General features: G+C 65.0%; 6 protein-coding genes. All 6 read left to right on the top strand.

Annotated features, from left to right (window positions below; genetic code table 11):
• Position 1: 1 nt before the first annotated feature.
• The 6 genes from ACQR1I_RS15130 to ACQR1I_RS15155 all read left to right on the top strand — a co-directional run bounded on the left by ACQR1I_RS15130 (position 2) and on the right by ACQR1I_RS15155 (position 14,712).
• A complete protein-coding gene (locus ACQR1I_RS15130; RefSeq protein WP_434867148.1) occupies positions 2 to 1,942 on the top strand; it encodes an HlyD family type I secretion periplasmic adaptor subunit in 1,941 nt (646 codons plus the stop codon).
• Between the two features lie 59 nt (positions 1,943 to 2,001).
• Positions 2,002 to 4,137: an autotransporter strand-loop-strand O-heptosyltransferase gene (locus tag ACQR1I_RS15135; RefSeq protein WP_434867147.1), complete on the top strand. Its 2,136-nt coding sequence runs from the start codon at positions 2,002 to 2,004 to the stop codon at positions 4,135 to 4,137.
• Positions 4,138 to 4,659: 522 nt separating this feature from the next.
• Positions 4,660 to 7,944: a beta strand repeat-containing protein gene (locus ACQR1I_RS15140; RefSeq protein WP_434867146.1), complete on the top strand. Its 3,285-nt coding sequence runs from the start codon at positions 4,660 to 4,662 to the stop codon at positions 7,942 to 7,944.
• A gap of 163 nt (positions 7,945 to 8,107) precedes the next feature.
• Positions 8,108 to 8,296 (top strand): hypothetical protein, encoded by a 189-nt coding sequence (locus tag ACQR1I_RS15145; RefSeq protein WP_434867145.1) that lies wholly within the window; start codon positions 8,108 to 8,110, stop codon positions 8,294 to 8,296.
• 223 nt (positions 8,297 to 8,519) lie between these two features.
• Positions 8,520 to 10,268, top strand: a complete 1,749-nt coding sequence (locus ACQR1I_RS15150; protein ID WP_434867144.1) for a hypothetical protein — start codon at positions 8,520 to 8,522, stop codon at positions 10,266 to 10,268.
• 223 nt (positions 10,269 to 10,491) lie between these two features.
• Complete coding sequence (locus ACQR1I_RS15155) at positions 10,492 to 14,712, top strand: sulfotransferase (RefSeq protein WP_434867143.1); 4,221 nt, start codon at positions 10,492 to 10,494, stop codon at positions 14,710 to 14,712.
• The last annotated feature ends 152 nt before the right edge of the window (positions 14,713 to 14,864 follow it).

Below are 14,864 nucleotides of genomic sequence, written 5' to 3' on the forward strand. Positions count from 1 at the left end.
AATGAAACACATCAACGACTTCAGGCCGTTCGACGATGATGAATATGTGCGACCGAAGACCCGCGCGGTCGGTCCGCAGGGCGATGCACTGATTCTCGAGCTGCAGCGTCTGCAGGGCGCGTTCGACGACGGTTCGGACGAAGACCCAAGGGACCGACGCGGCGCACGCGACGGCGGCAAGAAGCGCCGGCGTCCGCCGCCGTCGCAAGCCAGGCCCAAGCCACGCTCCAAGAAGGGCAGCACGATGGGCCGCGCGCTGTCGCTGTTCGGTCTGGGCGCACAGGCACAGAAGCCGCGCCGAGGTGAAGGCATCCGCGAGATGGACTGGCAACAGCCTGCGTCGATGCGGACCTATGAGCCGGAGTACGGCCAACCCCAGCGCAATGTCCCCGCGCGCGCGCCGGGCAACAATAGCAACGCCCTCGTCGATGTGAGGGATGCGCGCCGTGATGGCGGCTTCAACGGCGGCGCTCCGCGTTCGATGGGACAACAGAATCTCCCCGCGCGATTCGAGCACGTGCCTGCCGTTCCGCAAACCGGAGTCCGTCGCCTGGTCGGCACCGCCGGCACGGCATTGACCACCGGCATGACCTTCATCGCCGCACAGGGCACGGCTGCCTATCTCGACGACGACTCGGACGAATCACTCGTGCCGCGCGTCGGCCGCATGTTCGAGAACGAGTTGCGTCTCGGCCTGCGTGTCCTGCTCATCGCGGGAGTTCTCGGCGGCGGCTGGCTGACGCTGGTGCCGCTGGCCGGCGCGGTCGTCGTGCCCGGCAATCTCGTCGTGCAATCCAACGTGAAGGCCATTCAGCATCCGACCGGCGGCATCATCGCCGAGATCAAGGTCGACAACGGCAAGCGCGTCGCCGCTGGCGACCTGCTCGTCCGGCTCGATGCGACGCAGAGTCAGGCCCAGCTGCAATCGATCACCAAGCAGTTGAACGAGCAGCGCGCCAGGATCGCTCGCCTGTCCGCAGAGCGCGATGGTCTGGAGCAGCCGGAGTATCCGACGACGCTGACCTCACGCGCCGACGATCCGAACGTTCGTGCCGTCATCGCCTCGGAAAACGCGTTGTTCAAGGCGCGTGCCGTCACGCGCAAGAGCCAGAAGGAATTGCTGCAGGGACGAATCGTGCAGCTCAACAACGAGATTGGCGGCATGGAGTCCCAGCTCGACTCGAAAAACAAGCAGATCGACCTGATCAAGGGCGAACTGGCGGGCGTGCAGGACCTCTACGACAAGCGGCTTGTGCCGCTGACGCGGCTGACGACGCTGCAGCGGGAAGCCGCGCGAATCGACGGCGAACGCGGACAGCTGGTGTCGAGCGTCGCGGAAACACGGTCGAAGATCAGCGAGGCCGAGTTGCAGACTGTAAAGGTCGATCAGGATTTCCGCAGCGAGGTGGTGAAAGATCTCAGCGAGTCGCAGGCCAAGGAAGGTGACCTGGTTGAAAAGAGCGTGGCCGCACGCGATCAGCTCGACCGCATCGAGATGCGCGCGCCGAACTCCGGCACCATCCACCAGCTTGCGGTCCACACCATCGGCGGCGTCATCAAGCCCGGCGAAACCATCATGGAGCTGGTGCCCGAATCGGACGAGCTGCAGGTCGAAGGGCACGTGCAGCCGAAGGACATCGATCACGTCCATACCGGTCAGGACGCGATGGTGCACTTCAACGCCTTCAATTCACATACGACGCCGAAGTTGAGTGGCCAAGTCTCGTTCGTGTCGCCCGACATCACCAACGACCAGCGGACCGGGTCCACTTTCTACACGGTCAGGATCACGCTGCCCGACGAGGAGCGCAAGCGGCTCGGCGACGTCAATCTGAAGCCGGGCATGCAGGCCGAAGTCTATGTCCAGACCGGCAGCCGCACGATGCTCAGCTATCTGATGAAGCCGGTTCTCGATCAGTGGCGCCGCGCCTTCGTGGAGTGATTTGAGCCTGAAGAACCGCGGTCTGCGATGCCCGTCGCAGACCGCATCAGCACCTTAGCATGAACGTCGCACATATTCCCCGCACCTCGCACCAGACGATGGTGCCGACAGCCGAGAGCGCCCAACAGGGCGCCGAGACCGGCGCGTCTGATCGCGCGGGCAAGCCGCGCCTGCCACCTCCGGCGGCCGTGCCGACCCAGGAGGGTCCGTACGGGCTTCGCTTCGACTTCAATGACGGCTGTCGCGTCATGCTGCCGGACAACGGACGGGCCTGGCGCGTCCGGATGAGCGATCGCGAGACCGGGAACGTCCTGTTCGACGTCGACCTTCGCGCCGGACACGTCAACAGCAGCAAGCGATACTTCGTCCCGTTCAGGCTCGAGGTCTGGTCGCAGGACGAGCGCGTGCTGTGTCACGACTACGATGCGAGCGAACGCGACGTCCTGATTCAATTTCCCGTCGGCACGATCGGCGACATCATCGGCTGGATCAGCTACGCCGTGAAGTTCAAGGAACGGCACGGGTGCCGGCTGACTTGCGCCATGGGCGAGACCCTCATCCCGCTGTTTCAAGGCGCCTATCCGGACATCACGTTCGTGACTCACGAGGCGGTGCAGGCGGAGCGGTTTTATGCGACCTACTCCGTGGCCTTGTTCTTCGACGATGCGGAGCTCGTCTATCAGCCCTGCGATTTCCGCCAGGTCGGACTGCATCGGCACGCCGCCTATATTCTCGGCGTCGATCCGGCCGAGCAGCCGCCGCGGCTTGCGGTCGCCGACGACAGCCGTCCGATCGCCGAACCATATGTGTGCATCTCAGTCCAGGCGACCACCCAATGCAAGCATTGGAACAATCCCGAGGGCTGGGATCGTACCGTGGCCTTCCTGAGGGCGCGCGGCTATCGGGTGATCTGCATCGACCAGCACCCCGTCCGCGCTCACGGATCGTATCGAACGCAGATCCCCGCCGGCGCCGAGGATCAGACCGGCGACCGGCCACTGCTGGAGCGCGCCCGCTGGCTCCGACATGCTGCGCTGTTCGTCGGGCTTTCCAGCGGCCTGTCGTGGCTGGCCTGGGCCGCCGGCATCCCGGTCGTTCTGATCAGCGGCTTCTCCCACCCCGTGAACGAGTTCACGACACCCTATCGCGTCATCAACTATCACGCCTGCAACGGCTGCTGGAACGACCGCAGCCATCGCTTCGACCACAAGGATTTCCTCTGGTGTCCGCGGCTGAAGGGCACGCCGCGCCAATTCGAATGCACCCGCCTCATCACCCCCGAGCATGTCGTGGCGACGTTGCTGCGCATTCCCGGCTTGAGAGGCGGCCAGCCGCCCAATTCGCAAGAACGCCCCTCGACTGAGGACGATGCGCGCGAACGACTTCCAGGCGACGCCAATCCAGACCGCTTACTTGGGACACATCCACCACGGACGCGCTCGGGTGACGAACCGCTCGCAATCAGCGCCGTGCTCGCAGGCGACTGCGGCGACGTTCACCACGGCGGTCTGGCTGTTGGACTCACGGTCGGCGCCGGCAGGATGCTGGATCAGGCCGCCGCGCAGATCGCAGCAGGCGACCGCGCTGCGACCAGCGGTGACGTGGCCACCGCGCTCGAATACTACAAGCAGAGTGCGGCCATGGTTCGGACCTTGACCGAAGCCGATCCCGACCACGTGGGCTTCCAACGCAAATTCTCGGTCACGTTGAACCGCATTGGCGCCATTCTGTTCGTGCAGCGCGACCTGGAGCGCGCCCAGGCGGCGTATGCCGCGAGCCTTGCCGTCGCCCAGCGGCTCCACGCTGCCCAGCCCAGCAATCCAGCCTTCAAGCAGGATCTGGTCTGGTGCCACGCGCTGCTGGCGGACGTGCTCGCGGCTCAGGACCGGCACCAGGAAGCGTTCGACCACCGCCGCGCGAACGCTGCGCTGACGACGCAGATGGCCGCTCTCGCTCCGACCGACCCCACACTGCAACGGGCGCTCGCCACATCCTATCAGAACCTTGCCGATGCCCTCGTTGCTCTCGGCAATTACGATGGCGCACTCGCGGCCTACCGCGTGAGCCTGGGCCTGATTCAACGGGCGCTGAGCGTCAACGCTCAGGATGCAGCGTGGAACCAGCTCTACACCACGCTGCTGCAGAGAATCAGGACCGCGCTGCAAATCCAACGTCAGGCCGCGCCGCCGTCCTGAGTTGCGGAGCGCGCCATCGGCGCGTGCCTCGCATCTCTTCGGATCCTCACGGTCGTCGCCCGAAACATCTGCGACTCTCACGAAAACAGTGCATGTCCGCCGCGCCCTGCGGCGCGCGCCCAAATTGCCTTGACGCTCTGCTGCGCTGGCGAGAAGCGGGCAGCAACTTGACGAGATGATGCAGTTCGCGTCAGATTGACGCAGCCCGCAATTGGGCTTGCCACCGGATATCAACCACTTGCTGGCCTCTCGAGGCCCCCCGGTCACAGCTCCGCGATGCCCGAACATCAACATAATTGCGGGCAGCCCGACGCTTCTTTTGGCCTGATTTCTGCGACCAAATAGCACAGTGCGACAAACTATCGCGCGACAGATCATCGCGCGGCAGAAGATCGCACACACGCGAAGCGCAACTCGGATGCGGGGCGCGTGCGGCGGCAGGGTCGATGCAATCCGCATCGTCTGGCCAGTTTCAATACGGGGCCCTGCCGGGCATCGGATGAACTTGGGGAGAGATGATCCATGGCGAACAACACCTTCAACCCGACGGCCCTGGCCAATGGAACGTCGAACCTGCTGGTACGCGCATCTGCGCTCAACGCGTCGACCGACCTCGTCCAGGCGGGCGTGGTGTTCAACGATGCAGTCCGCGCCTCGCTCGGCCTGTTCTCGCAGGCCGGCAGCGGCAACTCGAATCCCTTCCTCGGCAGCTACACCACCGATATGCACGCGGTGCAGAATGACATTGCCGCGATGCTCGCCAATCCGGGACAGGTGACGCTCGGCGGCCAGACCTTCACATTGAACGCAACCGACACCGCGGTGCTCACCAATGTGCAGGCGCAGCTCTCGACCTTGATCACGGCCGCACAGCAGACCACCAACGCCGCGATGATCAGCGCCGCCGATCAGACGCTGCACGCCGTCCAGCAGGAGATCCTGCAGGAGATCAACGGCGATGCGCATCTCTCCGGCGCCTTGAACAAAGTGACGTTCCTGGCCAACACCGGCGGCCAGGACGTCGCCTTCCAGAATACGCCCGCTGGCGCCGATGACGCAGCGACGCTGGCCGCGGCAACCGCGGGCAACACGCTCAAGGACGTCGGCCTCGTGTTCAACAAGGTCGTCGATCTCGCCTCGGGCGGAATTCACACCGGAAATCTGCAGGAGGTCACGACCGACCTCACCGCGATCTCGCAAGGCCTCACCAACATCCTGAACAACAAGACCCAGCTCGCTCAGATCGAGAACGGCGAGACGGCGAACGCTGCCGCGCTCACCACGATTCACCTGCAGACGGTGCTCGGACAGATCAACCTCGAGCTTAATCAATACGCCAAGGCGGAAACGACCGGCAATCAGGCGGCGTTGCGCGGCACCGCGGACAATCTGCTCGACAGCATCGACATCATCCAGAACGACGCCAATCTGAACATGGCGGCCGGCGGCAACGGCATGCCCGGCCATGCCGGCGGTTTCGCGGAAGATCCGGGCGGGTTGACCGGCACGGTGACCAAATTCCAGGACAACCAGGCGCAGACCAATTTCTGGGCCGCGTTCCTGGCGGAAGGCAATACGATCAACGCCACTCTGCAGAAGATCTCGACCGGCGGCGCCCAGGCCAGCGCAGCGCTGGTCACGCAGATCCAGAACTACCAGCAATTCGGTGCCAATTTCGACGCCGCACAGGGCAACGTGTTCCGCGGCCGCTTCGACAACGAGCTGCTCAGCGGCACGCTCGAGGCCGACACTGCGGCCGCGGTGAAGGGCCTGCAGGGCATTCTCAACGGCGACACCGGCGCAGCGCTCGCCGCCGACAAGGCAGCGATCAACGCTGCGGGACAAGGCTTCGCGGCCGACGCGATGGACGTCTCCGGCAACAACATCGCGATTGGCGGCGCGACCTATGTCGGAACAGCGACGACGGTCTCCACCGCCACGTCGGTGCACGGCCTCGCCCAAGGCACGATCCCGGTCACGGCCACGCCGAACATCGCCAATGGCACCGGCGGCACGACGTCATCCACGACCACGCCGGCGCCGGTTGCCGTGAACTTCAATCCGACCGCGCTCGCCAACGGCACGTCCAACCTGCTGACGCGTGCCACCGCGATCCAGCACTCGACCGACCTGGTACAGGCCGGCGTCGTCTTCAATGACGCGGTTCGCGCTTCGCTCGGCCTCTTCAGCCTCGCGAACAGCGGCAACTCACCCGCCTTCCTCACCAGCTACCAGGCCGACATCACCGCGGTGCAGACCGACATCGCCGCGATGCTGGCCAATCCCGGCCAGGTCACGCTCGGCGGCAAGACGTTCGCACTGAACGCGACCGACACGGCCGTTCTCACCAATGTCGAGGGCCAGCTGGGCACATTGCTGCAGGCCGCAGGCCAGTTTGCAAACGCATCGACGAGCGCCGCAGCCAGCCAGACGATCCATGCGCTGCAGCAGGAGATCCTCGGAGAGATCCACAACGACGCGCATCTGGCGAATGCGCTGAACAACGTCCCCTTCCTCGCCAACACCGGCGGCATGGACGTGGCCTTCCAGACCTCACCCGCCGGCGCGGACGATCCGGCGAGCCTTGCTGCCGCCACGGCTGGCAACACTCTCAAGGACGTCGGTCTCGTCTTCAACAAGGCCGTCGAGGTCGCTTCGGGCGGCATCAACACCGGCAATCTTGCCGAGGTCACCGCGGACTTCACTGCAGTCCAGCACGGATTGACGGCGATCCTCAACAACCAGACCCAGCTCGCGCAGATCGAGGCTGGCGAGACCGCCAATGCGGCCGCGTTGACGACGATCCATCTGCAGACTGCCCTCGGCCAGATCAACCTGCAGCTCACCAAGTATGATCAGGCCGCCACCACTGGCAATCAGGCCGCCCTCCGCGGCACCGCCGACAACCTGCTCGACATCATCGACATCATTCAGGGCGACACCAACCTGAACATGGCGGCTGGTGGCAACGGCAATGCCGGCCACGCCGGTGGCTTCGCTGAGGATCCGGGCGGGCTCAAGGGAACGGTCACCAAGTTCCAGGACAACCAGGCGCAGACGAACTTCTGGGCGGCGTTCCTGGCCGAGGCCAACACGATCAACGCGACCCTGCAGAAGATCTCGACCGGCGGAGCCCAGGCCAGCGCAGCCCTGATCACGCAGATCCAGAACTATCAGGCGTTCGGCGCGAACTTCGATGCCGCCCAGGGCGCCGTGTTCCAGGGCCGCTTCGACAACGAGCTGCTCAGCGGCACGCTGGAGGCCGACACCGCGGCGGCGGTCAAGGGCCTGCAGGGCATCCTCAACGGCGACACCGGTGCCGCACTCGCAGCCGACAAGGCGATGATCAACGCCGCCGGCCAGGGCTTCGCGGCCGATGCGATGGACGTCTCCGGCAACAACATCCCCGTCAATGGCGGCACCTATGTCGGCACCGCGACCACGGTCTCGGCGGCGACCTCCATCAAGGGCACGGCGCAGGGCACCATTCCCGTGACCGCAACACCGAACCTCGCCAATGGCACCGGCGGCACCGCAACCGCGGGGACGACGGCCGGGGCTGGAGGAACCGGTGCGGCCGGCGGCACGGCGGCAGGAGGCGGAGCGGCCGGGAATGGCGGCGCGGGAGCTGGCGGCACGACAAATGCGGGTGGCGCGGCCGCCGGCAACAACGGCAGCAACCACACGCATAGCAGTCACTGTCACCACCACGACCACGGCCACAGCTCACATATGGACCAGGCCGCGGCTGCGGCTCCCGCTCCCGACATGTCGCATCACCTGGCGATGCATCACATGTGGGCTTGAGACGGACCGGCCGAGGACCATCGGCCGGGTACCGCCGACCGCAACACCGACGAGCGCCGTCGCGAGCTCTTCACTCCAGCCGGCGCTCTCGAAAATCAGACCGAAACGAAAGCCTCGGAGGACGGAGGAACCAGTTTGGAAATCGACCCGGGATGCCGGACTCATGTGCGTCCCGTTCCGCCTCGATCCGACCTTCAGCAATGGAACGTTTCTAATGAAGGCCGGGAAACACGACGCAACAAAAGGGCAACTTCTTGTCTGGACCGTGCGCCGAAGCGTCGCCCAGATGGGATGTTGCAAAGATGCCACGACTAAAATCAAGGAGTTAGAACGCTTCTACGTGCCGCCGTGACCTCGCTGCGACACCGGACGCATGCCCGAACAACATCATATTTGAGGACTCCGCGACGCTTCTTTTGGCCCCATTGGAGCAAATAATTCCCAAGTGCTTCGAGGCTGCGACAAATCGCCCGCTCCGCGCTGAGTGAGCGAGACGTCGTAACCCGATCAACGCCCGCATGCTGCCCCTACGCCAAGCAGCAGACGCCGGGTTGAAACTTGGGGAGATTGATCTAATGGCAGCCAATACCTTCAACCCGACGGCGCTGGCGAATGGCACGTCAAACCTGCTGGTTCGCGCCTCCGCGCTCAACCTGTCGACCGACCTCGTGCAGGCCGGCGTCGTGTTCAACGATGCGGTTCGTATCTCGACCGGTCTGTTCTCGACGCCGCAGAACAGCGGCAACTCCAATCCGTTCCTCGGCAGCTACACCACCGATCTGCATGCCGTGCAGAACGACATCAACGCGATGCTGGCCAATCCCGGCCAGGTCACCGTGGGCGGCCAGGCGTTCACGCTGAACGCTACCGATACAGCGGTGCTCACTCAGGTGTCGAACGAGATCACCACGCTGATCAACGCAGCACCCAACACGGCCAATCCGGCGACGCTCGCTGAGGCCGATCAGACCCTCCACAACGTGCAGATGCAGATCCTGGGGCAGATCCACGGGGATGCGCATCTCTCGGCCGCTCTCAACGGCGTTCCCTTCCTGGCCAATACGGGCGCCATGGACATCGGGTTCCAGCCCCTGACCGTCGGCAACGACAGCGCCACCAATCTTGCAGCTGCAGCGGCAGGCGATCTGACGGCCATCGGAACGGTGTTCAACGCCGTCGCCACCCTGTCGATGGGCGGTATGAGCGCCAACAACATCAACCAGGTCCAGGCTGATTTCACGGCCGTGACGAACGGCCTTCAGGCGATCCTGAATGACCCGGCGAAGCTCGCCGCCCTCGAGGCCGGCCAGACCGCCGTCGATGCGCAAACGACGACACTGCATCTGATGACACTGCTGAGCCAAGCGAAACTTCAGCTCAACAACTACGATGTCGCCGAGACGATGGCCAGTCCGACGGCGCTGCGCGGCTCGGCCGACAACATCGTCGACATGATCGACGTGTTTCAGAACGATGCGACGCTCAACAAGGCGGCGGGCGGCACCGGCATGCCGGGACATGGCGGCGGCTTCGCCGAGGATCCGGGCGGGCTCACCGGCACCGTCACGAAGTTCCAGGACAACCAGGCGCAGACCAATTTCTGGGCAAGCTTCCTCGCCGAAGGCAATACGCTCGGTGCAAAACTGGTTGCAGTCGCCAATGGCACAGGCACGGCGTCGCAGGCCCTGATCGACCAGATCACGAACTACCAGAACTTCGGCGCCGCGTTCGACATGGCGCAGGGGGCGGTATTCAAGGGTCGGTTCGACGACGAGCTCGCCGCCGGCGCTCTGCAGTCCGACACCATCATGGCCACCAAGGCGCTCATGGGCATCATGAACGGTGACACGGGGGCGGCCCTGGCAACCGACCAGGCGATGCTGCAGGCTGCGGCCGCGAACTACATCGGCAATGCCGGCGACATCGCGGGCAACAACATCGCAATCGGCGGATCGGCCTACGTGACCTCGGCGACGAGCTTCGTGACGGCGACGGCGGTCAACGGCATTGCCCAGGGCACTGGCATGCCGGCAGGCGCCAACCCGAACATCGCCAACGGCACCGGCGGAGCGGCCGCTGCTCCGACCACCCCGACACCGACGACACCGGCGCCGACCACTCCCACTCCGACGACGCCGGCCCCGACGACACCCACTCCGACGACACCGGCACCGACCACCGGCGGCAACACCAACAACATGCATCACCACCACTGCCACCACAGCCACAACACGGCGGCAGCGGCAGCGGCCGGTACGGCGGCTGCAGCCACGGCCGCTCCCGATATGTCGCATCACCACGCGATGCATCACATGTGGGCCTGACGCCTCCACAAGACGACCGACAAAAGCCGGCGCAGACCCTTGGGTCTGCGCCGGTTTCGTCGTGTCCGGGGAGTGTCGGACTGCAACCGGATCGTGTTGCGCTCCCACGCGGCCGGCTGGAACGGTTCCAAACGATCGACCGGAATCGGCGCATGCCAAGCCTCCGTTTCGCTTCATTCCGCCACGACAACTCCTTCCGTCGAACAATCAGTCAGTTGTGATCATGAACGAGCCAGCACTCGCCTTCCGTCCCCGACTCGTGTCCGCATCGACCGACGCCAGCGCGAAAATCCCCTCCCCGATCGACGGGCGCGCTCTACAGGTCGCCGAGGTGGCTTACCGGAAGGTGCTTGCTCTCCAGCCCGGACATTTCCGGACCCTGTGCAGCCTTGCGACCGTCCGACTGCAACTCGGCGACGCGGGCGAGGCACGAACCCTGCTGGACCGGGCTGCGGACGCGGCCGGCGACTCGGCGGACCTGCACTTGACGGTGGGAAAAGCATTTGCGGGTCTGGGCGACCTTGCCAAGGCGACATCCCATTTCGCGCGCGCCGCTGCGCTCGACGAATCGTCGGTCGAGTCCCGCCTGCTGCTCGGCGGGGCGCTGTACGGCCTAGGCGATCCCGCAGCGGCTGTTCGGCAGCTCGAATTGGCGCTTGCGATCGACGGCAAGAATCCGGACCTCCACCAGGCCCTCGGACTCGCGCTGCAGCGGCTCGGCCAATTCGAGCGAGCGATGTCGCATCACGAGGCTGCGCTTGCGGCGAGGCCACAATTCGCGGCGGCAGCCGGCAGCCTCGGTGATGCCAGCCGGCAGCTCGGCCGCCATTCCGAAGCGATCGGCCACTATACCCGCGCACTCGGCATCGAACCCAATATGCCGATGGTTCTACTCAATCTCGGCGGCTGTCATCAGGCGATGGGGGAGCTGGATGCCGCCATTCGTGCTTTTCAGCAGGCGCTCGCGCTGAACCCTCGTCTCGCCGAGGCGCACTACAATCTCGGCAATATCCACCTCGATATGAAGAGCTGGCCTGGCGCGATTTTCCATTTCGAGCGCGCCGTCGCGCAACGTCCGGATTTCCCCGAAGCGCACAACAACTTTGCCAATGCGCTGGAGTCGTTGGGCCGACGCGAGGAGGCGCTGTCGCATTATGACGAGGCGCTGCGGCTGCGGCCGGACTACGCCATGGCCCACCGCAATCGCGCCGACTCGCTGCGCAACGCCCAGCGATACGACGAGGCCATCGCCGGATACCAGGCCGCTCTTGCGCACGATCCGCGCGACACGACGACGATGAACCATCTTGCCGGGGTCCTGACGATCGTCGGCCGGCTCGACGAAGCCGCGCGGGCGTACGAATCTGCATTGGCGGTCAACCCGCGCAGCATCGGCACTCACCTCAACTACAGCGTGGTCAAGCCGTTCGCGATCGACGACGCGCGCTGGGCGCCGCTGCAGGAACTCGCAGCGAATTCCGAGACGCTCACCGAGGACGCGCGCATCGCCCTGCACTTCACGCTCGGCCGCGCGTTTGCCGACATCAAGGATGGCGAACGGTCGCTGGTGCACCTCAACGCCGGCAACGGCCTCGAGCGCCGCCGCATCAACTACGACGAGAACCAGACGCTGCGCCAGATCGAGCGCATTCGCGCCGTCTTCTCCAAGGACCTGCTGCAGGCGCGCGCCGGCCACGGCGATCCATCCGAGGCACCGGTATTCGTGATCGGCATGCCGCGGTCCGGCACCAGCCTGGTCGAACAGACGCTGGCCAGCCATCCTGCCGTGCATGGCGCCGGCGAGGTCAACTACTTCGCAGCGGCCGTGGCGCGGTTCACCGATCCTGCCCGCGGCGACTATCCGGAGATGCTCGCCAAGCTGTCCGATGCCGACATCATGACCTTGGCCCGCAGCTATCTCGATCGGTTCAGCAGCCTGCCGGCCGATACGCGGCGCGTCGTCGACAAGATGCCGTCGAACTTCCTGTTCGCCGGACTGATCCACCTGGCCCTGCCGAATGCGCGGATCATTCATGTCCGTCGCAATCCGATCGACACCTGCCTGTCCTGCTACACTCAGCTGTTCGCCGAGCCGCAGCCCTTCGCGTACGACCTCGCTGAACTCGGCCGCTATTACCGCGCCTATGACGCGCTGATGGGTCATTGGCGGACGGTGCTGCCGGAGGGCGTCCTGCTGGAAGTGACCTATGAGGATATGGTGCGCGGCTTCGAGGCGCATGCGCGCAAGATCGTCGCGCATTGCGGACTGGCATGGGACGATGCCTGCCTGTCGTTCCACGACAATGACCGCCCGGTGAACACCGCCAGCCTGGTCCAGGTCCGCAAGCCGCTGTTCTCCGGATCCGTCGGCCGCTGGCGCATGTATGGCGGCCGGCTCAAGCCGCTGCTCGATGCTCTCGGCAGCCAGGCGGTTCGTCCGACGATCGCCGAGGCGGTCGCCGGCGTGGCGCAGCCACAGCCCACGAACGTCGCTCCGCCCGTGGTCACGCCGACGACGGAGTCGCACCCGTTCGACGCGACGCGGCTGGCGTCGCTGCAGACGCTGGCCGACGGGGTCGTCGCCGTCGCCAAGAAACTGCAGAGCCGCGGCGAGACCGGTGATGCCGAGCAGATCTTCAAGCTGATCCTGGCTGGCCAGCCGACGAATTTCGATGCTCTCGTCGGCCTCGGCATGATCTCGACCACCTTCAACCGGCTCGACGAGGCCAAGGACTATTTCCAGCGCGCTGCGGCGGTGAACGACAAGTCCGCTGAAGTCCATGGCAGCATCGGCGCCGTCGAAGGCTCCGCGGGCAACTACGACGCTGCGGTGCAACACTACGAGACTGCACTGTCGTTGTCGCCGAGCCATCCCGGCATTCTCTACGGCTTTGCGATGGTCCGGCAGAGCCAGGGACTGGTCGACGAGGCGATCGCGCTGCTGCTCAGGGCGATCGACAACAAGCCGCAGCACCTCGATGCGCATTTCGCGCTCGGCAACTTGCTCTACACGGCAGGAAAGGACATCGAGGCGGCGAGACACTACCTCAAGGTCCTCGACTTCAGCCCGGAGCACGCGGAGACCCACAACAACATCGCCAACGTGCTGCTGCGACAGGGTCATCGCGAGCGCGCCATCGAGCACTACAAGCGGGCGCTGGCCGGCCGGCCCGATTATGCCGACGCGTACGGCAATCTCGGCAATGCGTTCCTGGAGCTCAACCGGCTCGAGGAATCGATCGAGCAGAATCTCCTGGCCATCAAGATCAAGCCGGAGCGGTTCGGCTCCTACAACAATCTCGGCGTCGCCTACCAGGCGCTCGGCCGCTTCGAAGAGGCGACCGCCGCGTTCCAGAAGGCCCTGGAGCTCGCACCTGACGACGCGCCTATCCACCTCAATCTGGCGAACATGTCGAAGTTCAAGCCGGACGACAGCCGCTTGCCCGCCCTGCAGAAGCTGATCGAGCGCGCCGACCAGCTCGACCAGGAGAAGCAGATCGCGGCCCATTTCGCGTTTGGCAAGGCGATGTCCGATCTGAAGGACTACGACGCCGCCTTTTCGCATCTGCACACGGCCAACGCGCTCAAGCGCCGGACCTTCGACTACGACTCCGGGCAGCGGCTCGCCATGATGCAGAACGTCGCCGCCCGCTTCACGCCCGAGTTCTTCCGCTCGGTCGCGGGACATGGCGACGACTCCTGGGCTCCCATCTTCATCGTCGGCATGCCGCGCTCGGGAACCACCCTCATGGAGCAGGTGCTGGCGAGCCATTCCAAGGTATTCGGCGCAGGCGAGCTCGAGACCTTCAAGGACCTGGTCGGCGAATGCGCCAGCCGGCAGAAGGTCGTTCCGAACTACCCGGACCTGGTGACCCTGCTGCCGCCCGAGGAGATGACGAATCTCGGACAGGAGTACACGGCACGCGTTCGCGCGCTGGCGCCCGAGGCCGAGCGCATCGTCGACAAGATGCCGCTCAACTTCCTGTTTGTCGGAATGATCCACGCCGCCTTCCCGCGTGCGCGCATCATCAACACACGACGCGACCCGCTCGACAATTGCGTATCCTGTTACTCGCTGCTGTTCACGGGAGCCCAGCCCTTCGCCTACGACCTGACCGAGCTCGGCCACTATTACAGGGGCTATGAGGGCGTCATGGAACATTGGCACAAGGTGCTGCCGCCGGGCATCCTGATGGATGTGCAATATGAGGATCTGGTCGACGATCTCGAAGGCGTCTCGCGCCGCGTGCTCGCCCATTGCGGGCTCGACTGGGAGGACGCCTGCCTCGACTTCCATCAGACCGAACGCACCGTGCGAACCGCGAGCCTGATGCAGGTGCGTCAGCCGCTGTATCGCGGCTCGATCGGCAGCTGGCGGCGTTATGAGAAGCATCTCGGGCCGCTATGCGCGGCCCTCGGCATCGACCATCCGCCACATGCATAGAACAACGAAGGCGCCGGCAAATAACCGGGTGCTCTGGCCCAGGGATCGGTGACAGGCGAGGCACCCGGCTATCCGGCCGCGCGGCGGAGCGGCTTATGCAGTGTGACCGAAGGCCTTTAAGAAATTATCCTCATCATACGTGCTGCTCCGCA

This window comes from Bradyrhizobium sp. HKCCYLS2038, from assembly GCF_051167655.1.
GTDB lineage: Bacteria > Pseudomonadota > Alphaproteobacteria > Rhizobiales > Xanthobacteraceae > Bradyrhizobium.